This window comes from Ruegeria sp. CDSC079 (assembly GCF_059610505.1).
In genome coordinates this window covers 121,627-142,175 of sequence record NZ_JBXWNT010000004.1, presented here as the reverse complement: position 1 = coordinate 142,175, position 20,549 = coordinate 121,627, and the positions used below count along the sequence as shown (strand labels likewise).

The following is a 20,549-nucleotide window of genomic DNA, read 5'->3' as shown; positions in this document are numbered from 1 at the left end:
CTTCGGAACCTAATAAACCCCGACCTCACTGCCCGGCTGCGCTGCGACCTTCAACAGTTTGAACACGTAGTCTGCGGTTGACCGGAAGCAGACGACGCGGAGAGTTTCGGCGTCATCCAGCCAGAACGCACCGGCAACCTGCGCCAAGCGCGAGCGGCGGATTTGGCCGGGTTGGAAGGCGTCAGCCGACAGATCTACCGGGGCCAGTTTGCCCAGAACTTCGCGAGCGTTCGAGCCCGAGATGCTGAACACCGCGCGGGCATCCGAGACGTTGACCGCCAGGGCATGCACACCGCTTAGCGCGTTGGTCATCGCGGCCAGTTTGGCCTCGACCTCGGCATATGGGACAAGCACAAGCAATTCGTCGGTGGACATCCAGCAAACACCGCTGTCTCCGTCGACAAATGCCTCGCGCTGGCCGGGTACTTTCTGGCCGGTGGCGTCTTTGACGGCCTTCACCAGAACCTTGTCGGACAGGTCGCCGCGCAGGGTGATCATGCCCTGCAGGCCGCATTCTTCAACCTTGGCGATGCCCTCATAGCTGGCGTGGTTCAGTGCGCTGATGGGTTCAGACATTCTGCTTCTCCCCGTCCTTGTCGAAGAAGATCGGATCCACGATCTTTGCTTTGTAGGATTTGCCATCGGTGCCCGGGAACTCGACAATCTCGCCCATGCGGTCAGGACCATGCTTGATCAAGCCCATGGCGATACCTTTGCCCAGGTTGGCCGAATAATAGGTTGAGGTCACACGACCGATCATGTTGCGCTGACCGTTGGCGTTGACGCCCTCGCCCACTGCGTAAGCCCCATCCGGGATGACAGAACCATCCACAGTCTCAAGACCCACCAGTTTCCAACGCTCGGGATCGGCCATATGGCTGCGCGAATGTGCGCGCTTGCCGAGGTAATCCTCTTTCTTTTTCGACAGCGCCCAATGCAGCCCCAGATCCTGCGGGATCACGGTTCCATCGGTTTCGTCGCCGATCATGATAAAGCCTTTCTCGGCCCGAAGGATGTGCAGACATTCGGTGCCATAGGGCATCACGCCGAATTCCTTGCCTGCCTCTGTCAGCGCATCCCAGAAGGCCTGCCCTTGGGATGCAGGGACGGCGATCTCGTACGACAGCTCACCCGAGAACGAGATGCGATAGGCCCGGCAATCAAAGTCGCCGATCTTGCCATCGCGCCACTCCATGAAGGGCAGCGCCTCCTTCGACACATCCATGCCGCCGAGCTTTTCAAGCACCTTGCGGGCGTTGGGGCCAACAACGGCGACCTGCGCATATTGCTCGGTCACGTTGGCAACATAGACTTTCCAGTCCCACCATTCGGTTTGCAGCCATTCTTCCATGTGACCGTGGATACGTTCGGCCCCGCCGGTGGTGGTGTGGCACAACCATGTGTCTTCGTCGATCCTAGCAACAACACCGTCGTCGATCAGAAAGCCATTTTCGGAACACATCAGGCCATAGCGGCATTTGCCGATCTTCAGCGTAGACATCATGTTGGTGTACATCATGTCCAGGAACTTGCCTGCGTCCGGCCCTTTGACGATCAACTTACCCAGGGTCGAGGCGTCCAGCAAGCCGAGGTTCTCGCGGGTGTTTTTCACCTCACGGTTCACGGCGTCATGCACGGTTTCACCCGGGCGAACATAGGCATAGGTCCGGCGCCAATGGCCGACCGGCTCCCAATCGGCGCCGTTCTTGTCGTGCCAGTTATGCATCGGAGTCCGGCGGATTGGCTGGAACACCTCACCACGTGCCTCACCGCCGATAGATGCCATTGAAATTGGGGTGTAAGGCGGGCGGAACGTTGTTGTTCCAACCTTCGGGATTTCGGAGTCCAACGCATCAGCTAGGATCGCCAATCCGTTGATGTTACTCAGTTTACCCTGATCCGTTGCCATGCCCAGAGTGGTGTAACGCTTGGTATGTTCGACGCTCTCATATCCTTCGCGCGCGGCAAGTTGCACGTCCGAAACTTTGACGTCGTTTTGGAAGTCCAGCCAGGACTTCATCCGCAGTTGAATATCCGCGTTCGCAGGCATCAACCAGACCGCAGCCATAGGTGCCTCGGACGTAGTTTCCCCGACAGGCGCTTTGGTGCGTTTGGTTTTGAATCCAGCCGCTTTGGCTGCGGCCTTACCAGCTGCATCGGCATCGGCCAGCACATCGCCCAGCGCCATCGGGCCATTCGATGCCCCGGCGGCTACGACGAACCCTTCGCCATCAGCCCCAAGCGGGGGTCGTGCAGGATCCGGCCGGAAATGCGCATTGGCATCGTCCCAGATCAGCTTGCCGCCGCAATGCGACCACATATGCACGACCGGAGACCAACCGCCCGACATCGCAACCGCATCGCATTCCACCTCTTCACGGGCGCCACCGATGCCGTCCTGATTGCAGATGGCAACTTTCTTGACGCGTTTGCCGCCTTTGACTTTGGCAATGGCCTTGCCCACATCGACGCGGATACCCAGTTGGCGCGCCTCTTCAGCCAGAGGGCCCGAGGTAGCCCTTGCGTCAACCACACGCAAGATATCCACACCGGCCTGTTTCAGGGTGATCGCAGTCCGGTAGGCGTCGTCATTATTGGTGGCCACAATCACCTTTTCACCGGGTGTCACACCCCAGTTCACGACATAGTCCCGCATGGCCGAGGCCAGCATGACACCCGGCACATCATTACCCGCAAAAGACAACGGACGCTCAATCGCTCCGGTAGCAGTCACGACCTGTTTCGCCCGAATACGCCACAGGCGATGGCGCGGGCCTTGTGCGCCAGGCTTATGGTCCGTCAGGCGTTCATAGCCCAGCACATAGCCATGGTCATAGACCCCTGCACCCATGCAGCGATTGCGCAAGATGACGTTGTTCATTGTTTCTAGTTCGGAAACAGTTTGTTCCACGAACTTATCCACAGGCTCATCATTGATTGTGCCGCCATCAACTGGGGCACGGCCACCCCAATGCGCGGTCTGCTCAATCAACATGACCTTTGCACCGGTCTGAGCAGCCACTTTGGCAGCCTGTAAACCGGCCACACCGCCACCGATCACCAACACATCGACGAAGTTGTAGAAATGCTCATAGGTATCCGCATCACGGCTGTCCTTGTCGGGGGCTTTGCCCAGACCGGCAGATTGGCGGATGAACGGCTCGTAGACGTGTTTCCAGAACGGCTTGGGATGAATGAACATCTTGTAATAGAAGCCAGCTGGCAGGAACCGCGACAGGTGCGTATTGATCGCACCGATATCAAATTCCAGGTTCGGCCAGTGGTTCTGAGAAATCGAGGTCAGACCGTTGAACAGCTCGGTCGTGGTGGCGCGCTGGTTCGGCTCGAACCGATTGCCCTGCCCCAGACCGACCAGAGCGTTGGGTTCTTCCGCACCACTGGCGACAACACCACGCGGGCGGTGATACTTGAACGACCGGCCCATCATCATCTGATCATTAGCCAGCAAGGCAGAGGCAAGCGTGTCGCCTTCGTAGCCCTGCATCGAAGTGCCGTTGAAGGAGAATGTGACCTGTTTCGACCGGTCAATCAGCCGGCCTTGATTTGCGAGACGGGTGCTCATGATGCGGACCTTTCGCAGGCGTAATTACGGGTGGTGGCGCGGATCATTTGTATTCTCTCCACGTCCAGCCAGGGCGCTTGGCGGTGATCGCCTCGCGAATTTCTTTGGGCGGCTCAAACACCTGGGCAGAGTAGGTGCCGAAAACTTCGAGCGTTTGCGTGCAGCGCGCCGCGTGGAACCACTTGCCGCATCCATTCGCATGGCGCCAGCGTTCGAAATGAACGCCTTTAGGGTTTTCACGCATGAACAGGTAATCGTGGAAGTCACCATCCGACGAGCCCGGACCGAAACGCTTCAGATGCGCCTCGCCACCGGCGGCCAATTCGGTTTCTTCGGCATCGACGCCGCAATAGGGGCAATTCAGGATCAGCATATGTTCATCCTCTCGGCAGCAGGCGAGACCATGCTGCATGCGAAATCTGAGTAACGGGCGCGCGAGATTTTTCGCCGGAAAATCTGCATCAGTGCGCCACCCCGGCCGCGACGCTTTCGTCGATGAAGCGGCCTTCTTTGAAACGATCCAACGAGAACGCCTCGGTCAGCGGTGAATGGCCCGTGGCCATCAGCTGTGCCATGCCCCAGCCGGACCCCGGAATGGCCTTGAAGCCACCGGTGCCCCAGCCACCGTTGATGAAACAGTTCCCAAGCGGTGTTTTCGACAGGATCGGAGACCGGTCACCGGTCATGTCCACGATCCCGCCCCATTGCCGCAGCATTTTTAGGCGTGAGATCATCGGGAAGGTCTCGACCAGCGCGCGCACAGTTTCTTCGATATGGTGGAAGCTGCCGCGTTGGGTGTAGTTGTTGAACCCGTCGGTGCCGCCACCGATCACCATCTCTCCCTTGTCGGATTGCGACATGTAGCCATGCACCGTGTTGGCCATCACGACCACGTCCATGCAGGGTTTGATCGGCTCAGACACCAGCGCCTGCAGAGCAATCGCCTCAAGCGGCAGACGGAAGCCCGCCATTTCGGCCAGTTGACCGGAATGGCCCGCAACCACGATTCCCAGCTTGTCACAGTCGATCGCACCCTTGGTGGTGTCGACACCGACAACACGACCATCCTGTGACCGAACCCCGGTCACTTCGCATTGCTGGATTATATCCATGCCCATGGCGGAACAAGCGCGCGCATAGCCCCAAGCCACCGCATCGTGACGGGCGGTGCCACCGCGTTCCTGCCACAGCGCACCCAGAACCGGATAGCGCGGGCCTTCGAGATTGATGATTGGCACCAGTTCCTTGACCCGTTCAGGTGTGATCCATTCAGTCTTTACACCCTGCAGCGCATTCGCATGAGCCGTGCGCTGATAGCCGCGGATTTCATGCTGGGTCTGCGCCAGCATCATCACGCCGCGCGGGCTGAACATGACGTTATAGTTCAGGTCCTGACTCAAATCCTCATAAAGGCTGCGCGCCTTTTCATAGATCGCGGCAGACGGATCCTGCAGATAGTTCGAGCGGATGATGGTTGTGTTCCGACCGGTATTACCACCGCCCAGCCAGCCTTTTTCGATCACAGCGACATTCTGGATGCCATAGTTCTTACCCAGGTAATAGGCGGTTGCCAGACCATGGCCACCCGCCCCCACAATTACGGCGTCATAGCGTTTCTTGGGCTCGGGCGAACGCCAGGCGCGTTCCCATCCGGTATGATAGCGCAGCGCTTCGCGCGCCACAGCAAAGGCTGAATAGTGTTTCATAAGCGAATCCATCCGGTTCGGTGATTGGCGCAGGTATGCCGTGTAACCGCCTTTGGCCCCTGCCGTGCAACGCCATAATATCGCACTATTGCGACATCGCCCTTATTATTGCGACATGAAGCCCCCTCGCGGCCATTTGTCCCTTTTTTCCGCCCCGCCACAGGTCTAAGTCAGGACAGCCATCTTGGAGTTATCATGACCTTCTGGGCCCTCATCATAGCCACCGCCGTCCTGATAGCGGTTTTTCTTGGGATTTCGATACTGCGTAGGCGAGATACGCGCGAACCATCCACTGCGTATGACTTGCAGGTCTATCGTGAACAGTTGGCCAGCGTAGATCGAGACTTGGCCCGTGGTGTCATCGCTGACGCAGATGCCGAGCGAGTTCGCACGGAAATTTCACGCCGCATTCTTGCGGCTGATGCGCAGATGCAATCTTTGTCTGAACCGCAAGGGCCTTCCAAATGGATCTCGGTTACGGCATCCATATTTGTCGCGGTCATCCTGGTAGGCGGAGGATCCTGGATGTATCTGAAGCTTGGTGCAGCCGGGCTCCCCGATCAGCCCCTGTCATTGCGGCTAGAAATGGCCGATGCTCTGCGCACAGAGCGCCCCAGTCAGGCCGAGGCAGAAGCCGCCACGCCACCCGCACCACTGCCACAGCTTGACGAAAGCTATGCCTCTCTTCTCGGGCAACTACGCGAAACCGTTTCCGGTCGTCCTGATGACCTACAAGGACATATCCTTCTTGCCCAGCACGAGGCGAACGCAGGTAACTTCCATGCCGCCTACAAAGCGCAGCAACGTGTGATCGAACTGTCCGGGAATACTGCACCCGCAGATGTCTATTCGCATCTTGCCGAGATGATGATCCTTGCTACCAACGGATATATCTCGCCCGAAGCTGAAGACGCATTGAAACAGTCATTGCAGCGTGATCCACGCCATGGTCCGGCCTTGTATTACCTGGGACAGATGATGGTACAGGTCGGACGACCTGATATCGGTTACAGGATCTGGGTGGATGCACTTGGAAGCGCGCCGACAAATGCCCCCTGGGCAACGGCCATTCGCGCACAGATGGACGATCTGGCCTTTCGTGCGGGTGTGTTCAATGCCGCCCCTATACCAGCAGGGAACCCAGGCCCCGGTGAGGATGACATCGAGGCCGCTGCATCTCTGACCGCACAAGAGCGACAAGAGATGATCCTTGGCATGGTCGAGCAACTGTCAGACAGGCTTGCAACCGAAGGCGGCTCCCCCGAAGAATGGGCCCGACTGATCGGTGCCCTTGGGGTGGTTGGCGACATCGACCGGGCCACCGCGATCTACGCCGAAGCCCAATCCGTATTCTCGGACAATGACAACGCACTGGATATCCTTGGTGCGGCAGCAGCTCAGGCTGGGGTGACCCAATGATCCATGACATTTTTGAGGAATTTGCAGGCGCGCTTGCGCCTATGAGCGCGTTGATCGGTCTCGATCTGGGAGAAAAGACTATCGGGGTTGCAGTCTCGGACCGGATGCGCGGTGTTGCAAGCCCGCTGGAGACCGTAAGGCGCAAGAAATTCACTCTGGATTCTGCCCGTCTGCTGGAAATCATCGCCGACCGTGAGATCGGGGGCATCCTACTGGGTCTGCCGAAAAACATGGATGGCAGCGAAGGGCCGCGCTGCCAGTCCACCCGTGCCTTTGCCCGAAACCTGTCCCGTTTGACCGAAGTTCCGATCGGGTTCTGGGACGAACGGCTCAGCACGGTTGCGGCAGAAAAGGCACTGCTTGAGGCGGATACGACACGAAAGCGTCGCGGACAGGTTATCGACCACGTCGCGGCAGGCTATATTCTGCAAGGCGCGCTGGACAGAATGCGCTTTCTTTAAGGATCGGAAAACGCTGATGTCGAACATGGTTTGGAAAAGGAACGAGGTCGAAAGCCCGTGCATCCAGATCTGCGTTGTGCACCCGACCGAGCGTATTTGTACCGGTTGCTACCGCACGATCGACGAAATCTCTCGCTGGTCAAAAATGGACAGCTCTGAGCGCGCCGATATCATGGCAGACCTACCGTCTCGCAAACCGCTGCTTGCCAAACGGCGCGGCGGCCGGGCGGGGCGGCTCAACAAGGCCTGAGATTTCCACAAAAGGATGTGATTGCTGAATCTGCACCGCTGCGGGCTGGTCTGAACTACGAGGGGGTCAAGTTCGTTGACAGCTGGTGAGTGAGTGGCAACCCACAGCGGCGCGTTTCAACAATCGATCCTCTGCAGTGGCTCGGCAGAGGAGTTCGATCTGTGTACGTCTTTTTTGACCAATCGATCAAGAAAAATCCTCGCTGATATTTCTGTGCCCTGACGTAAATGTCACAGCAGGCTCAAGCCGCTGCGTTTCTACCCAGACGCAAGCCATGTTTTGGCGTTCTGAATTTCCTCGGCGGGAAAGAACTGAGTGCGTGTGCCAAGGATGTGACTGGCCACCCGTTGGGCCAGATGTTGCCAGGCTTTGTCGCCAACAACCGCTGCCCGATCCAGATTGCCAATATGCCCCCGGGCCAGCCGAAAATGCGAGGCAAGCGCCGTAAGGCCTTGCCATCCGTCGAACTTGGACAGATCAATCAGCAGGCGAAACCCCTGTTTCTCCTGCAAAATGTACTCCAGATCGGTTTCGGCCTTTTTGAATTCGTCAGGGTCGAGTTTTCCCATCAGGCTGACCTGCACGCAGGGGCCGCCCAGATCCATAACGTGAATTGAGCCCAGAGATTCGCGCAACCATCGGCGCGCTTCTTCAATATTCGCGTGATCGAATACCTGCACAGGGCAAGGGAAAAGTGGAGCCGCAAGCCGGATACTGGTCTGAACCCAACCCTGATCCGCCACCACTCCAATTCGATCAAAGCCGCGCCAGTGGCTGAGGCCCAATTTTGTATCCGACCAAACCGCATTCAGATCGTACCCTTTGAACTCTGGCTGCACGATCGCCAACAACCGCACCGTGTCGTGTTCGGCCAGTGCGGCCTCAATCGCCGGGATCAATGTTGTGGAATAGTCCGTACCTGTCACTTCGCCGGAAAGCTCGATTTCAATCAATGCTCCGTCAGAGTTTTTGTGGACAGCAATCATCAAAAAATCCTCCAAATCTGTATAATGACAGAACGTTAGGAGGATTTGATCCATTCGGCCACACCGCCAGCGCATTCAGGCCGAAAATAGGCGATCATCCGGCCATCCGACCCAGCCTCAGCCCCGCTGCCCCATGGCGCTACCCCGTGCAGGCAGTGGCGGTGCAGCAGATAGGCCTCGCCCGGACGTGCGGGCAGTACGATGCGACGGCAAGTATCAAAGACCTCACGACGGGCAGCCTGATAAACATCTGTTATGTCCACCTGATCCAGAGTTTCCGGGCGCTTGTCTTCAAGTGCATCCGCAAATGCAGCCTGCATGATCTTGTGGCTACCTTCCCAAAGAACCATCGGGGACGCATTCTCGCTGGCATCAGTCAATGGAATGCCCAGTATCCACGCATGCGGTTCCTCGACCCTTCGGCGCCTGTCCGGGCCGGACGGGCGTAAACCATCCACATGGGCCGCATCCCGCTTTGCTCGATACTGGGCAGCAGCCTCGCCCTCTCCGCGCCGGGGCAACGGGTAGCCGGGGAAAATGACCGAGACCTGGGCTTTGTGCAATGGCAACGACCCATAACGCGACACTATGAAATCCATGACGGCCCCGGTCAGAACCGGGGAACCCTGGACCCTGCCCTCGGTGTCGTTGTTCAGCGCGTCGACCCCAATGAACCAGGTCCCTTCACAGTCCAGCCAATGCGCGAATTCCGGATCCGCCGCAGCAGCGCGTGCTGCGGGCAGCGCATAAGATACCCAGTCCAGAATAGCCCGGTCGTGGGGAAATTTCACCCAGCCCTTTTCCTCGAAAGAACTCAAAAACCCAACGCCTTGCGTAACATATTCAGGGCGACCAGAGTCAGGAAGACCGCGAATATCCGCTTGAGCGGCTTTGGATCCATCGCATGGGCCAACTTTACGCCCCAAGGCGCAGTGATCATGGTCATGGCGACCACAATCCCAAAGGCAATCAAGTTGACGGCGCCGATGGTAAAGGGCGGGCGGTGTTCAGGGGCAATTTCGAGAAACAGGAACCCCATGACCGAGGGCACAGCGATGATCACGCCAAACCCGGCCGCCGTGGCCACAGCCCGGTGAATTGGCGTGTTGAACAAGCTCATTAGCGGTACGCCAAAGCTGCCGCCGCCGATACCCATCAGAACGGATAGGAAGCCGACCGAGGGCGACAGGAGAGCGCGTTTCAGGCCCTTGGGCATGGCGTCTCCAAGCCGCCATTCGGATTTACCCAGACCAAGATAGGCGCCAATCACCATACCCAATACACCGAACAGGGCTTGCAATGCCTCGGTCCGAAGAGCGGATGCCACCATCACGCCCAACACCGCACCGATGGCGATGCCCGGACCCCAACTGCGCAGGATATCCCAATCAACGGCACCCTTTTTGTTATGTGCCAGAAGCGACCGCAGTGAGGTTACGATAATCGTTGCCAGTGAGGTGGCGAGGCACAGCTGCATCAACTGCGGGCCGCCATACCCAAGGGTCTGAAACGCATAGAAAAAAGCAGGGACCAGCACGATGCCTCCACCGACACCCAACAGACCCGCCAAAACGCCTGCCAGCGCTCCGATCACCAGCAGAAGAACCAGCATCTGAGCAAGCAACATTACTTCGGGCATCATTCCCCCCAACCGACCTTTTGCCGTATTGCCACCATTCAGGCCTCGGTCAGAGGCGCGACATGATCCAGTGCCTGCAACATAACCTCGGGGCCCGCCCCGTCATGCACCGCACCTTCAGACAGGGTCCGTCGCCAAGCCCGCGCACCCGGCCGTCCTGCGAACAGGCCAAGCATATGTCGCGTAATCTGGTGCAAGCGCCCTCCGCCAGCAAGATGGCATTCGATATAAGGCACCATTTTCCGGGCAACAGCAAACGGGTCGGCGGTCTGACCGACCCCAAAAATCACAGGATCCGCTGTGGACAGAACATCTGACGGCTGATGATACGCAGCCCGCCCGATCATGACACCATCCAGCCCTGCATCCAGATGCCCGCGCGCCTGTTCCAGATCAGCAATGCCACCATTTATAGAGATGTGCATATCCGGGAATTCCGCCTTCATCCGATGCACGAGATCATAATCCAGGGGTGGAATATCCCGGTTTTCTTTGGGGCTGAGCCCTTGCAGCCAGGCTTTGCGCGCGTGGATCGTGACCCGTGTGCATCCCGCTTGCCTGATCTGGCTCAGAAACTCAGGCAAAATATCTTCGGGCTGTTGGTCGTCGACTCCAATGCGGCATTTGACCGTGACATCTACGTCCACGGCTTCGCGCATTGCGGCAACACAATCCGCAACGCGGTCAGGGGATTTCATCAGCACCGCACCAAAAGTGCCAGATTGCACTCGATCAGACGGGCAGCCACAATTCAGATTGATCTCATCATAACCAGCATCCGCCCCCAACCGGGCCGCTTGTGCCAATTCCTGAGGGTCCGACCCTCCCAGTTGCAGGGCCACGGGATGCTCCTGCGGGTTGTGGTCCAGCAAATGCAGCGCACCACCCCGAACTAACGCAGGCGCTGTGACCATTTCAGTGTACAGCAGCGCCTCGGTGCTCAGCAACCGATGCAGATAGCGACAATGCCTGTCCGTCCAATCCATCATAGGGGCGACGCTCAGGCGTGCGGCTTGTCTTACCTTGTCATTCAATGCTGAGCCCTCGTCGCACCCGGTATCCATTCAGACGGATCGAAACCGCAAATTCCTGCCCCTCGAATCGGGCAGCCTGGGGTTTAGCATATTCGAAAGGGGTCGTCCCTGTGCCTGCCAACCGCGTCACCGATTGTCGACACCGTACCGGCAAATCATCATTTCGACGCTGCGCTGAATGGTATCAGACATTTCCTCCTGACTAAGTACGGACCCGCAAAAAACCATAGGCCAGAATGCCCTGCTCTTGATTAAACCGATGAATTCACGACCCGCGATGTCGGGGTTATCGATGCGTAGCTGACCATCTTCCGCTGCTTCTTTCAGCATGGCTGAGAAAATAGCGGTTTTGTCCAGCTTACCCTGCGCGGCGACCGCAAGGTCGGGATTGCGCAAGGTTTCGCTGATCACCATACGCGACATCGCCATCACCTCGGGTGACATCAGAATGCGCCCCTCGGCCCAGGCCAGATCGGTCAGTTGCTCTTGGATATCCCGGCCCTTTTCGTATCTAATATCCAACACCTCAGAGAAGCGGTTCGACAGCTCAACCACGATCGAGCGGAACAGGTTTTCCTTACTTTCGAAATACTTGTACAGTGTGCGCTTGGAGACCTCGGCCCGTGCCGAGATCCGATCCATACTGGCCGCCGAGAACCCCTTTTCCTGGAATTCAGCTACGGCAGCCTCGATGATCTGGGCATGCTTTGATGCTTTCGGTGCGCTGAGGTCATTCATGCTCCAAAGCTATAGACCCTTTGATATGAGCCGGTCAAACGCTAGGTAAACTCTCGGGTTTACAAGGCCCTGCCCCCTGCCTAAGGTAAACCCGCGAGTTTACCGATTCAGGTAGCCAGCCCAACAGGAGACCCCCCAATGGCTTTAACATTGAAACTGAACGGCCAGACCCACACGGTTGAGGCCGAGCCCGGCACGCCCCTGCTGTGGGTAATCCGGGACGAACTGAAGATGACAGGAACCAAGTTCGGCTGCGGTGTCGCGTCCTGTGGGGCCTGCACCGTGCATCTGGACGGAGAGCCTGTGCGTTCTTGCCAGACGTATATCGAGGATGTCGAAGACGCCGAAATCACCACGATCGAAGCTGTCGGAAACAACGATATTGGCGCCGCGGTACAGCAGGCCTGGGTCGAATTGGACGTGGTTCAATGCGGTTACTGCCAATCCGGTCAGGTGATGTCGGCGGTCGGATTGCTGTCCGAGAATCCAAAGCCCAGCGTTGAAGAAATCGACGATTACATGTCCGGCAACGCCTGTCGCTGTGCCACCTATCAACGCATCCGCGCCGGTATCCAGCGCGCATCCGAAATTCTGGAGGCCTGATCCATGACCATCAACACCTCTCGCCGTAGTTTTCTGAAAGGCGCTGCTGCTACCGGTGCCGTCTTGCTGATTGGCGCCCGCCCCGATGGCGTTCTGGCTGCGGCCTCATCTGAGATGACGCAGCTCAACCCATTTGTGAAGATTGACGCGGACGGCACTGTGACTGCCATCGTCAAACACTTCGAAAAGGGTCAGGGGCCGGCGACCGGCCTGCCGACGCTTATCGCCGAGGAAATCGGCGTCACAATGGACCAGATAGACTACGAATTCGCGCCGTCGAACTCCCAAGTCTATAACAACCTGCTGTTCGGCCCGTTCCAGGGCACCGGCGGCTCGACCGCGATGGCGAATTCCTGGCTGCAATACCGTCAGGCTGGCGCTGCCGCCCGCGAGATGCTGATCAATGCCGCCGCCCAAAGCTGGGGTGTGGGTGCGTCCGGCATCACCATTGAGGAGGGCATCGTCAAAGCAGGCGACAAATCCGCCCCGATTGCCGATTTTGTGGCGGCCGCTTTACAGATGGAAGCGCCGAACGAGCCACGCCTGAAAGACCCCTCGGAATTCCGCCTGATCGGGAACGAGGCCGTGCGTCGCACGGACTCGGCCATCAAGGGTAACGGGCAAGCCATGTATGCCATGGATGTCCACCTGCCCAACCAGATGGTTGCGATGATCAAACGTCCGGAGTCGCGCGGTGGCGTTGTCATCAGCTTTGACGACAGCGCCTCGAAAGAGGTCAAAGGCTATATCAGCGCCGCCGCACTGCCCAATCAGGCCGGTGTCGCGGTCTATGCCGAAGATACATGGGCGGCGATTCAGGCGCGTGACGCGCTTGAGGTCGAATGGGACATGTCAGGCGCTGAAACGCGCGACTCGGATCAGATCAAGGCCGAGATCATGGACGCGCTGAATGCCCAGCCGACCTATAACGTGAACAAGGCAGATGTTGCCACGGTTTCGGCGGCGATCGACGCGGCGGATACGGTCGTAGAAAAAACTTTTTACTACCCGCTCCTCGCCCATGCTCCGATGGAGCCACTGAACTGCACAATCGAACAGACAGCAGAGGGTGACATCGTTCTGCATGATGGCGCTCAGATGCCAACCGGTCCGCACATGGCGTATCAGCAAATCTTTCAGCTGCCACCCGAGAAAATCCACATCAGAACGATGCTGGCCGGCGGGTCTTTCGGGCGTCGCGCAACACCGGATGCGGATTATCAGGTTGAGGCCGCGTTGGCCTTTGTTGTCACCGACCGCTCGCGCCCGGTCAAACTGGTCTGGACGCGGGAAGACGACATTCGCAGCGGGTACTACCGCCCGGCCTTCGGCCACAAAGTCCGTGTCGGGTTGAATGCGGAGGGGAATATCGTCGGATGGCAGCATCAGGTCGCTGGGCAGTCGATCATGAAGGGCACCCCGTTCGAAGCGGTTGCAGTGCATGACGGCGTCGACCACAGCTCGATCGAGGGCATCGCAGACAGCCCCTATGATATTCCGGGGATGGCGCTTGGACTGACCGACACACCCAAGGCCACGTCAGTCCTATGGTGGCGGTCGGTAGGACATACCCACACTGCCTATACGATGGAAACAATGATGGATTTGGCCGCCACCGCCGCGGGCCGTGACCCGGTTGAGTTCCGTCTCGCCCATCTGGCGGATGCGGGCAATCCCGACCAACAGCGCAAGGCCGGTGTCCTGAAACTTGCGGCCGAGAAAGCAGATTGGGGCAACGTCCCTGCCGGTCGCGCGCAAGGTATTGCGGTGCACAAATCCTTTGGTTCTTATGTGGCTGAGGTGGTCGAAATCTCGGGCGATCCGGATGACGGCATCAAGATCGAAAAGGTTACCTGTGCTGTCGATTGCGGTATCGCGGTGAACCCCGACGTGGTGCGTGCCCAGATGGAAGGTGGGATTGGCTATGGCATCGGGCATGTGATGCGCGATCAGATCACACTGACCGGCGGTTCCGTGGATCAATACAACTTCCCGGATTACGAGCCCCTTCGGATCGGCGATATAGCTACAATCGACGTCCACATCCTGCCCTCGGCCGAAGCCCCCACGGGCGTGGGCGAACCCGGCACGCCGCCTTCGGCCCCCGCGCTCGCGAACGCAATCAAGGCAATGTCGGGGACCTTGATTGCCGATCTGCCGATGGCCGAGAACGGCATAAGCTTTGCATAAGGTCCCGACCCCGCGCCGAAAAAAACGGCGCGGGGATAATTTGATCAAATTTCGTGACAAGGCGCTTTGTGTCGATTAAACCTCGGGGTACCAGAGTGATGGAGACGCCGATGGACCTGAACGCCCTACACAGTTTTCGCGTAGCGGCCTGCGACCTTAACGGTCAGCTGCGCGGCAAACGCGTGCCTCCTTCTTATGCTGACAAGCTGAGTAAAGGTGTGGTGCGGATGCCCTTTTCGGCATTGAATGTTGATCTGTGGGGCGCGGATATCGAGGATAGCCCGCTTGTGTTTGAATCAGGCGACGCGGACGGCATATTACTGCCAACCGAGCGTGGCTCCGTCCCAGTTCCTTGGCTTGAAACCGAAACAGCGCTGGTATTGATGTCCCTGTATGACGATCAGGGCACGCCCTTTGCCGGCGACCCTCGCCATGCTCTGACCTCGGTGCTGCAACGCTATGCCGAGCGTGGCTGGTCTGTTGTCGCGGCGACCGAGCTGGAATTCACGCTATTGGACTCATCAGGTCTACGACCGGTGCCTCCGATCAATCCTTTGACGGGGCGACGGCTGGTCGACGAGGCAGTCCTGTCTATGGCGGAAATGGATGCGTTCGACGCCTTTTTCACAGACCTCTATGACGGATGCGAGGCAATGAGCATCCCGGCTCAAACCGCCATTTCCGAAAGCGGGATCGGCCAGTTTGAAATCAACCTGAACCATCAGGACGCCATGCGCTGCGCAGATGATACGTTGCTTTTCAAGGTGTTGACTCGTGGCCTTGCACGCAAACATGGGTTTACCGCAACTTTCATGGCCAAACCCTATGCCCAGGATGCGGGCAATGGGATGCATGTCCATTTTTCGGTCGTCGACCAGGATGGGCAAAATATCTTTGACAATGGCGGGCCTGAAGGCACTGATCTTTTGCGCTCGGGCATAGCCGGATGTCTGTCTGCAATGCCTGGTTCAACTCTGATTTTTGCACCGCACGGGAACTCCTACACCCGGCTTGTCCCCGGCGCCCATGCCCCAACTGAGGCATGCTGGGCTTATGAAAATCGCACTGCCGCGCTGCGCGTTCCCGGCGGCGCACCCTCTGCCCGCAGGATCGAACATCGCGTTGCTGGTGGTGACATCAATCCCTACCTCATGCTGAGTGCCGTGCTCGGTGCGGCGCTGAACGGCATCGAGGACGGAACTGAACCGCCAGCTCCGATCACGGGCAACGCATATGAGATCGACGGCCTGCCGCAACTCGCTGGCGACTGGGCTTCAGCCATCACCGCCCTTGAAACCGATCCGCAAGTTGCGCGCATCTTTCCCGCCCCGCTGATCAGCAATCTCGCCATGACAAAGCGACAAGAAATCCTGCGCTTTGACGAACGCCCACCCGAGGAGCATTGGCTAAGTTATCTCGAGGCGGTTTGAGCCCCTTGCCCGCTTCGTTCTGCTCAGCTAGAATAAATTTGATCAAATTTGGTGACCCATGAAAATCGGTATCCTTGTAACCGGCCACCCCCCTGACGAATTGCACGATCAGTTCGGTGAGTATGACGGCATGTTTCGCGCGCTGCTGGATGGCAACGGCTTTGAATTTGTGACCTATGTGGTTGTCGACGATCACTTTCCGCAAAGTTTTGACGATGCTGATGGATGGATCATCACCGGCTCGCGCTATGGCGCCTATGAGGACCATGCCTGGATTCGCAAGCTCGAAGCGCTGATCCGCGACATCCATCAAAGCGGCAAACCACTGATCGGCATATGCTTTGGTCATCAAGTCATTGCGCAAGCCCTTGGCGGGAAAGTTGAAAAGTTCAAACAGGGCTGGGCCGTGGGGCGGACGGACTACGATTTGGACGGACAGACCGTCACTTTGAATGCCTGGCATCAGGACCAGGTGGTGGAGCTGCCCGCCGGTGCACAAGTAACCGGTTCGAACGCCTTTTGCCAGAATGCCATGCTGGCCTATGGCGACACGATCTGGACCGTTCAGGCCCACCCAGAGTATGGCGACAGCTTCATCGAAGGGCTGATGGACACTCGCGGCAAAGGTGTCGTTCCAGACAATCTGATGCAGGCCGCCGCCGACCGCCTGCCCACCCGCGACGACAGTCCGAAGATCGGACAGTTCATGGCAGAGTTTTTGAAGAAAGAGAGGGCCTGATGGCCGATTGGACAGAACAACTGCCACAGGCAGCCCGTACCTATTTTGAAGGTCACCGATTGGATGAGGTCGAGTGCATCATCTCTGACCTGCCCGGCATCGCGCGCGGGAAAGCGGTTCCGGCCACCAAATTTGCACGCCAGTCCTACTTCCATCTACCCGATAGTATCTTTTACCAGACTATCACCGGGGACTGGGGCGAAGCCGCCGGAGAGGACGGCTTCATTGAACGGGACATGATCCTTAAGCCTGACTTTTCGACTGCTTCCGCTGCTCCTTGGACGGGTGACTGGACGCTGCAGGTGATCCACGACGCCTATGACCGGGACGGAGAGCCGATCCCGTTCAGCCCACGCAACGTGTTGAAGCGCGTCGTAAAAATGTATCACGACAAAGGCTGGAAACCGATTGTCGCGCCAGAGATGGAGTTCTTTCTGGTCGCCCCCAATGTCGACCCCGCGCAGGGGATCAAACCGATGATGGGCCGTTCGGGTCGTCCGGCGGCCGCGCGGCAGGCCTATTCGATGACAGCGGTGGATGAATTCGGCCCGGTGATCGACGACATCTATGACTTTGCCGAACATCAGGGATTCGAGATTGACGGCATCACCCAGGAAGGCGGCGCCGGACAGCTTGAAATCAACCTGCGCCATGGTGATCCGGTCAAGTTGGCAGATGAAGTGTTCTATTTCAAACGCCTGATCCGCGAAGCCGCGTTGCGACACAACTGCTTTGCGACCTTCATGGCGAAACCGATTGCGGATGAGCCCGGATCGGCCATGCACATCCACCACTCGATCACCGAGATCGAAACCGGACAGAATATCTTTTCCGGACCTCAGGGCGGCGAAACGGATGCATTCTATAACTTCATTGCAGGGCTGCAAAACCACTTGCCTGCAGGCCTGGCAGTCATGGCACCTTATGTGAACTCGTACCGCCGCTATGTGAAAGACCATGCCGCGCCGATCAATCTGGAATGGGCTCGTGACAACCGCACGACCGGCATCCGTGTTCCCCTGTCCGGCCCCGAGGCGCGGCGCGTTGAAAATCGTATCGCAGGCATGGATTGCAACCCTTATCTGGGCATCGCCTTGTCGCTTGCCTGCGGCTATCTCGGCCTGACCCAGCAGGAACGCCCGCGCCGTCAGTTTTATGGCGACGCCTACGAAGGTGACGGTGATATCCCGCAGGTCATGGGCAATGCGCTGGACCTGTTCGACGAGGCCACCGCCCTGCACGAAGTGCTGGGTCCGGAATTTGCCCGCGTCTATGGCATTGTCAAACGTGCCGAGTATGAAGAATTTCTACAGGTCATCTCTCCGTGGGAGCGTGAGCACCTGCTCATGAACGTTTAAGCCGCGATGAATCTCCTCTATTCCAACGACCGCAAGGCCGAGTATCCGGCCAGCTGGTATGCCGCGACGGCCAACACGCTCGACCGTTTTCCAGCGCTTGCTGGGGATACCAAAGCTGATGTCTGTGTGGTCGGTGGCGGCTATACTGGCCTGTCCGCCGCGCTGCATCTGGCCGAGGCCGGGTTCGACGTCGTGCTGCTTGAGGCGCATCGCGTTGGTTTCGGAGCGTCAGGCCGCAATGGCGGGCAGCTGGGCAGCGCCCAGCGGATGGATCAGGAAGACCTTGAACGCCTGGTCGGCGATGACGATGCCGCCAAGCTGTGGGATCTGGCCGAAGATGCCAAGGATCTGGTCAAATCGCTGATCAAAAAGCACAAAATCGACTGTGATCTGAAACCGGGCGTGGCGGTTCTGGGCCTCAGCACCGGGGATCAGAAAGACCTCCACGACCACGCGGCGCATCTGTCCGCGCGATATGGGTATGACCATATGGAGCTGCTGGACGAAGGCGCGGCGCATGGCTTGTGCCCATCCCCAACCTATCGCGGAGGTTATCTGGACATGGGGGCGGCGCATCTGCACCCGCTGAACTTTGCCTTGGGGCTGGCTGATGCCGCAGCCAAGGCCAGCGTGCGCATATTTGAAAGCACCGAGGTCACCGGGATCGACGAAGTCGATCCGGCCATCGTGCAAACCCCGCAGGGAAAGGTGACGGCCAACCACGTCATTCTGGCCTGCAACGGCTATCTCGGCGATCTGAACGGCAAAGTGGCGTCGCGCGTCATGCCGATCAACAATTTCATCGCCGCGACCGAGCCTTTGGGCACCGATGCCGCCCGTGTCCTGACCCGGGATGTCGCCGTCGCTGATACCAAGTTTGTGGTAAATTACTTCCGCCTGAGCGCCGACAACCGCCTGCTATTCGGCGGCGGGGAAAGCTATGGCTACCGCTTCCCGACAGATATCGCCTCCAAGGTGCGCAAGCCGATGACCGAGATTTTCCCGCATCTGCGCGATGTAAAGATCGACTATGCCTGGGGCGGTACTCTGGGCATCACTATGCGGCGGATGCCCTATCTGACGCGGGTTGCGCCCAATATCCTGTCGGCCTCGGGCTATTCCGGCCATGGGGTCGGCACGGCCACCCATGCCGGGCAGTTGATGGCGATGGCCATTCAAGGCCAGGCCGAGGGGTTCGACACCATGTCCCGCGTACCCGCCATGCCCTTCCCCGGAGGCCCTTCCCTGCGCAGCCCGTTGCTGGTGCTGGCGATGACATGGTTCTCTCTGCGGGACCGGCTGGGATTCTGATTTCGAGATTGCCTGAGGAGGTTACTTAAACTCCCTCAAAACACGGAACCCCGTCAATGTTGACCCCAAATCAATGCTTCCCCCACCGCGAGTTGCAACCCGTGAAAAATCCATAGCAAATGGATAAGAGCCGCCTTTTGCAACCCGCCTGTGACAATCGACTGATCTCGCCATCTCTAAGTGCTGGATGGAAGTCGACCAACCCGGGTGCGTCTCTGTCCAACAGGACATCGTTCTTTCCCCGACATTCCCCGACATATGCCGAAGACCCCAAGCATTGGAGGCATCAAGTTCATCAACGCGAACCGGATAACCGCGACGGGCCAGATCAGGTCGCTTCACCCCTAACATTTCTTCTGTTGGTTTGCCGTGGAAGTTGACCTGATCCGTCGAGACCTCTTCTCCTTGCGCAAAAGGTGTTTGCGTCCCCGCACGAGCGGCATATTCCCATTCAGCTTCCGTAGGTAGACGATAAACATCCGCCCCAATTTTGTCGTTTAGCCACCCAGTGTAGGACACGGCATCCTGATAGGATACGTCTACAACCGGATGATTTCTCTTGATTTCAACGCAGGGACCGTCACGCTGCAAAATGCAGTCTCGCGGGGTATACCCACCACAACCGCCATCAATCACACAAGCCATCCACTGGTCATGAGTGACTTCATTCCGCCCCATGGCGACGGGCATATCTATCGTGACCTTGTGAACCGGACCTTCATGATGTGCGATATACGGCTCTTCCGCTGTCGCGGGGCGAAGCCCTTTTTCATCCCAATGAAAGTTTCGTTTCGATTCTCCCGGTGGTCCACCCATCATGAACTCACCCATAGGCAAGGCAATCATCTCAGGGCAAACATCGCATTCCTGAAACATCTCAAGCGGCGCAACTTCAGTGCCATCCGACAGAAGATAATCTGCGTGAACCGCTGAAGCGAAAGTTGAAAGCGCGCCCCAGAGGGCCAAACGAATGATAGTCAATGCAGTGATCCAACCCATCATACGAGAACAACGTCAAAGAAGATCCATTGCCACCTTACTTCCCCCAAAGTTGCAAGTTCAAAAGAATTTCCCGCTACGCGGGGTAAGCCAACCTGTGTCT

General features: G+C 58.1%; 19 protein-coding genes. 9 read left to right on the top strand and 10 right to left on the bottom strand.

The genetic code is table 11. The annotated features are described in order from the left end of the window. Window positions 1–9: 9 nt before the first annotated feature. The 4 genes from AC2FIC_RS08775 to AC2FIC_RS08760 form a co-directional block, all read right to left on the bottom strand. A complete protein-coding gene (locus AC2FIC_RS08775; RefSeq protein ID WP_281971888.1) occupies window positions 10–576 on the bottom strand; it encodes a sarcosine oxidase subunit gamma in 567 nt (188 codons plus the stop codon). Further along, a complete protein-coding gene (locus tag AC2FIC_RS08770; protein WP_496692376.1) occupies window positions 569–3,583 on the bottom strand; it encodes a sarcosine oxidase subunit alpha family protein in 3,015 nt (1,004 codons plus the stop codon). The genes AC2FIC_RS08775 and AC2FIC_RS08770 overlap by 8 nt, the downstream gene beginning before the upstream one ends. 43 nt (window positions 3,584–3,626) lie before the next feature. After that, window positions 3,627–3,956: a sarcosine oxidase subunit delta gene (locus AC2FIC_RS08765; RefSeq protein WP_142633040.1), complete on the bottom strand. Its 330-nt coding sequence runs from the start codon at window positions 3,954–3,956 to the stop codon at window positions 3,627–3,629. Window positions 3,957–4,044: 88 nt separating this feature from the next. Continuing rightward, entirely contained in the window at window positions 4,045–5,289 is a 1,245-nt protein-coding gene (locus tag AC2FIC_RS08760) for a sarcosine oxidase subunit beta family protein (protein WP_142633037.1), read from the bottom strand. A 195-nt stretch (window positions 5,290–5,484) separates the two neighbouring features. Here AC2FIC_RS08760 and ccmI point away from each other — a divergent pair, with 195 nt between their 5' ends. Genes ccmI through AC2FIC_RS08745 form a run of 3 tightly spaced genes read left to right on the top strand, consistent with a single transcriptional unit; the run spans window position 5,485 to window position 7,419 of the window. After that, window positions 5,485–6,708 carry a c-type cytochrome biogenesis protein CcmI gene (ccmI, locus tag AC2FIC_RS08755; RefSeq protein ID WP_496692377.1) on the top strand — a complete coding sequence of 408 codons (1,224 nt, stop codon included), beginning with the start codon at window positions 5,485–5,487 and terminating at the stop codon, window positions 6,706–6,708. After that, window positions 6,705–7,169 (top strand): Holliday junction resolvase RuvX, encoded by a 465-nt coding sequence (ruvX, locus tag AC2FIC_RS08750; protein WP_142633033.1) that lies wholly within the window; start codon window positions 6,705–6,707, stop codon window positions 7,167–7,169. The genes ccmI and ruvX overlap by 4 nt, the downstream gene beginning before the upstream one ends. Window positions 7,170–7,185: 16 nt before the next feature. After that, on the top strand, window positions 7,186–7,419 hold the full coding sequence (locus AC2FIC_RS08745) for a DUF1289 domain-containing protein (protein WP_142633031.1): 234 nt from the start codon (window positions 7,186–7,188) through the stop codon (window positions 7,417–7,419). 257 nt (window positions 7,420–7,676) lie between these two features. Here AC2FIC_RS08745 and AC2FIC_RS08740 read toward each other — a convergent pair whose 3' ends face one another. From AC2FIC_RS08740 to AC2FIC_RS08720, 5 genes are all read right to left on the bottom strand, one after another. Then, window positions 7,677–8,405, bottom strand: a complete 729-nt coding sequence (locus AC2FIC_RS08740; RefSeq protein ID WP_496692378.1) for a SpoIIAA family protein — start codon at window positions 8,403–8,405, stop codon at window positions 7,677–7,679. A 35-nt stretch (window positions 8,406–8,440) separates the two neighbouring features. Further along, the gene (locus AC2FIC_RS08735) at window positions 8,441–9,196 is read right to left on the bottom strand and encodes a phytanoyl-CoA dioxygenase family protein (RefSeq protein ID WP_281994424.1); all 756 of its coding nucleotides are present in this window, start codon (window positions 9,194–9,196) and stop codon (window positions 8,441–8,443) included. 23 nt (window positions 9,197–9,219) lie between these two features. Beyond that, window positions 9,220–10,044 (bottom strand): sulfite exporter TauE/SafE family protein, encoded by an 825-nt coding sequence (locus tag AC2FIC_RS08730; protein ID WP_281994423.1) that lies wholly within the window; start codon window positions 10,042–10,044, stop codon window positions 9,220–9,222. A 38-nt stretch (window positions 10,045–10,082) separates the two neighbouring features. Further along, a complete protein-coding gene (dusA, locus tag AC2FIC_RS08725) occupies window positions 10,083–11,108 on the bottom strand; it encodes a tRNA dihydrouridine(20/20a) synthase DusA (RefSeq protein WP_496692379.1) in 1,026 nt (341 codons plus the stop codon). Window positions 11,109–11,204: 96 nt separating this feature from the next. Further along, window positions 11,205–11,816 carry a TetR/AcrR family transcriptional regulator gene (locus tag AC2FIC_RS08720; protein ID WP_496692380.1) on the bottom strand — a complete coding sequence of 204 codons (612 nt, stop codon included), beginning with the start codon at window positions 11,814–11,816 and terminating at the stop codon, window positions 11,205–11,207. Between the two features lie 138 nt (window positions 11,817–11,954). Here AC2FIC_RS08720 and AC2FIC_RS08715 point away from each other — a divergent pair, with 138 nt between their 5' ends. The 6 genes from AC2FIC_RS08715 to AC2FIC_RS08690 all read left to right on the top strand — a co-directional run bounded on the left by AC2FIC_RS08715 (window position 11,955) and on the right by AC2FIC_RS08690 (window position 19,447). Continuing rightward, a complete protein-coding gene (locus AC2FIC_RS08715) occupies window positions 11,955–12,419 on the top strand; it encodes a (2Fe-2S)-binding protein (protein ID WP_496688520.1) in 465 nt (154 codons plus the stop codon). 3 nt (window positions 12,420–12,422) lie between these two features. Further along, window positions 12,423–14,609 carry a molybdopterin cofactor-binding domain-containing protein gene (locus AC2FIC_RS08710; protein WP_496870134.1) on the top strand — a complete coding sequence of 729 codons (2,187 nt, stop codon included), beginning with the start codon at window positions 12,423–12,425 and terminating at the stop codon, window positions 14,607–14,609. A 110-nt stretch (window positions 14,610–14,719) separates the two neighbouring features. Beyond that, on the top strand, window positions 14,720–16,039 hold the full coding sequence (locus AC2FIC_RS08705) for a glutamine synthetase family protein (protein WP_496692382.1): 1,320 nt from the start codon (window positions 14,720–14,722) through the stop codon (window positions 16,037–16,039). A 58-nt stretch (window positions 16,040–16,097) separates the two neighbouring features. Continuing rightward, window positions 16,098–16,778, top strand: a complete 681-nt coding sequence (locus tag AC2FIC_RS08700; protein WP_496692383.1) for a type 1 glutamine amidotransferase — start codon at window positions 16,098–16,100, stop codon at window positions 16,776–16,778. Continuing rightward, entirely contained in the window at window positions 16,778–18,136 is a 1,359-nt protein-coding gene (locus tag AC2FIC_RS08695; RefSeq protein WP_496688525.1) for a glutamine synthetase family protein, read from the top strand. Before AC2FIC_RS08700 ends, AC2FIC_RS08695 begins: the two co-directional genes overlap by 1 nt. 6 nt (window positions 18,137–18,142) lie before the next feature. After that, the gene (locus AC2FIC_RS08690) at window positions 18,143–19,447 is read left to right on the top strand and encodes an NAD(P)/FAD-dependent oxidoreductase (RefSeq protein WP_496692384.1); all 1,305 of its coding nucleotides are present in this window, start codon (window positions 18,143–18,145) and stop codon (window positions 19,445–19,447) included. Between the two features lie 21 nt (window positions 19,448–19,468). Here AC2FIC_RS08690 and AC2FIC_RS08685 read toward each other — a convergent pair whose 3' ends face one another. Further along, entirely contained in the window at window positions 19,469–20,449 is a 981-nt protein-coding gene (locus AC2FIC_RS08685) for a formylglycine-generating enzyme family protein (protein WP_496692385.1), read from the bottom strand. Window positions 20,450–20,549 lie beyond the last annotated feature (100 nt).

Bases quoted from the DNA above. Each gene is read 5' to 3' on its own strand.
- AC2FIC_RS08775 (WP_281971888.1), bottom strand. From the start codon at position 576: ATGTCTGAACCCATCAGCGCACTGAACCACGCCAGCTATGAGGGCATC.
- AC2FIC_RS08770 (WP_496692376.1), bottom strand. From the start codon at position 3,583: ATGAGCACCCGTCTCGCAAATCAAGGCCGGCTGATTGACCGGTCGAAA.
- AC2FIC_RS08765 (WP_142633040.1), bottom strand. From the start codon at position 3,956: ATGCTGATCCTGAATTGCCCCTATTGCGGCGTCGATGCCGAAGAAACC.
- AC2FIC_RS08760 (WP_142633037.1), bottom strand. From the start codon at position 5,289: ATGAAACACTATTCAGCCTTTGCTGTGGCGCGCGAAGCGCTGCGCTAT.
- ccmI (WP_496692377.1), top strand. From the start codon at position 5,485: ATGACCTTCTGGGCCCTCATCATAGCCACCGCCGTCCTGATAGCGGTT.
- ruvX (WP_142633033.1), top strand. From the start codon at position 6,705: ATGATCCATGACATTTTTGAGGAATTTGCAGGCGCGCTTGCGCCTATG.
- AC2FIC_RS08745 (WP_142633031.1), top strand. From the start codon at position 7,186: ATGTCGAACATGGTTTGGAAAAGGAACGAGGTCGAAAGCCCGTGCATC.
- AC2FIC_RS08740 (WP_496692378.1), bottom strand. From the start codon at position 8,405: ATGATTGCTGTCCACAAAAACTCTGACGGAGCATTGATTGAAATCGAG.
- AC2FIC_RS08730 (WP_281994423.1), bottom strand. From the start codon at position 10,044: ATGCCCGAAGTAATGTTGCTTGCTCAGATGCTGGTTCTTCTGCTGGTG.
- dusA (WP_496692379.1), bottom strand. From the start codon at position 11,108: ATGGATACCGGGTGCGACGAGGGCTCAGCATTGAATGACAAGGTAAGA.
- AC2FIC_RS08720 (WP_496692380.1), bottom strand. From the start codon at position 11,816: ATGAATGACCTCAGCGCACCGAAAGCATCAAAGCATGCCCAGATCATC.
- AC2FIC_RS08715 (WP_496688520.1), top strand. From the start codon at position 11,955: ATGGCTTTAACATTGAAACTGAACGGCCAGACCCACACGGTTGAGGCC.
- AC2FIC_RS08710 (WP_496870134.1), top strand. From the start codon at position 12,423: ATGACCATCAACACCTCTCGCCGTAGTTTTCTGAAAGGCGCTGCTGCT.
- AC2FIC_RS08705 (WP_496692382.1), top strand. From the start codon at position 14,720: ATGGACCTGAACGCCCTACACAGTTTTCGCGTAGCGGCCTGCGACCTT.
- AC2FIC_RS08700 (WP_496692383.1), top strand. From the start codon at position 16,098: ATGAAAATCGGTATCCTTGTAACCGGCCACCCCCCTGACGAATTGCAC.
- AC2FIC_RS08695 (WP_496688525.1), top strand. From the start codon at position 16,778: ATGGCCGATTGGACAGAACAACTGCCACAGGCAGCCCGTACCTATTTT.
- AC2FIC_RS08690 (WP_496692384.1), top strand. From the start codon at position 18,143: ATGAATCTCCTCTATTCCAACGACCGCAAGGCCGAGTATCCGGCCAGC.
- AC2FIC_RS08685 (WP_496692385.1), bottom strand. From the start codon at position 20,449: ATGATGGGTTGGATCACTGCATTGACTATCATTCGTTTGGCCCTCTGG.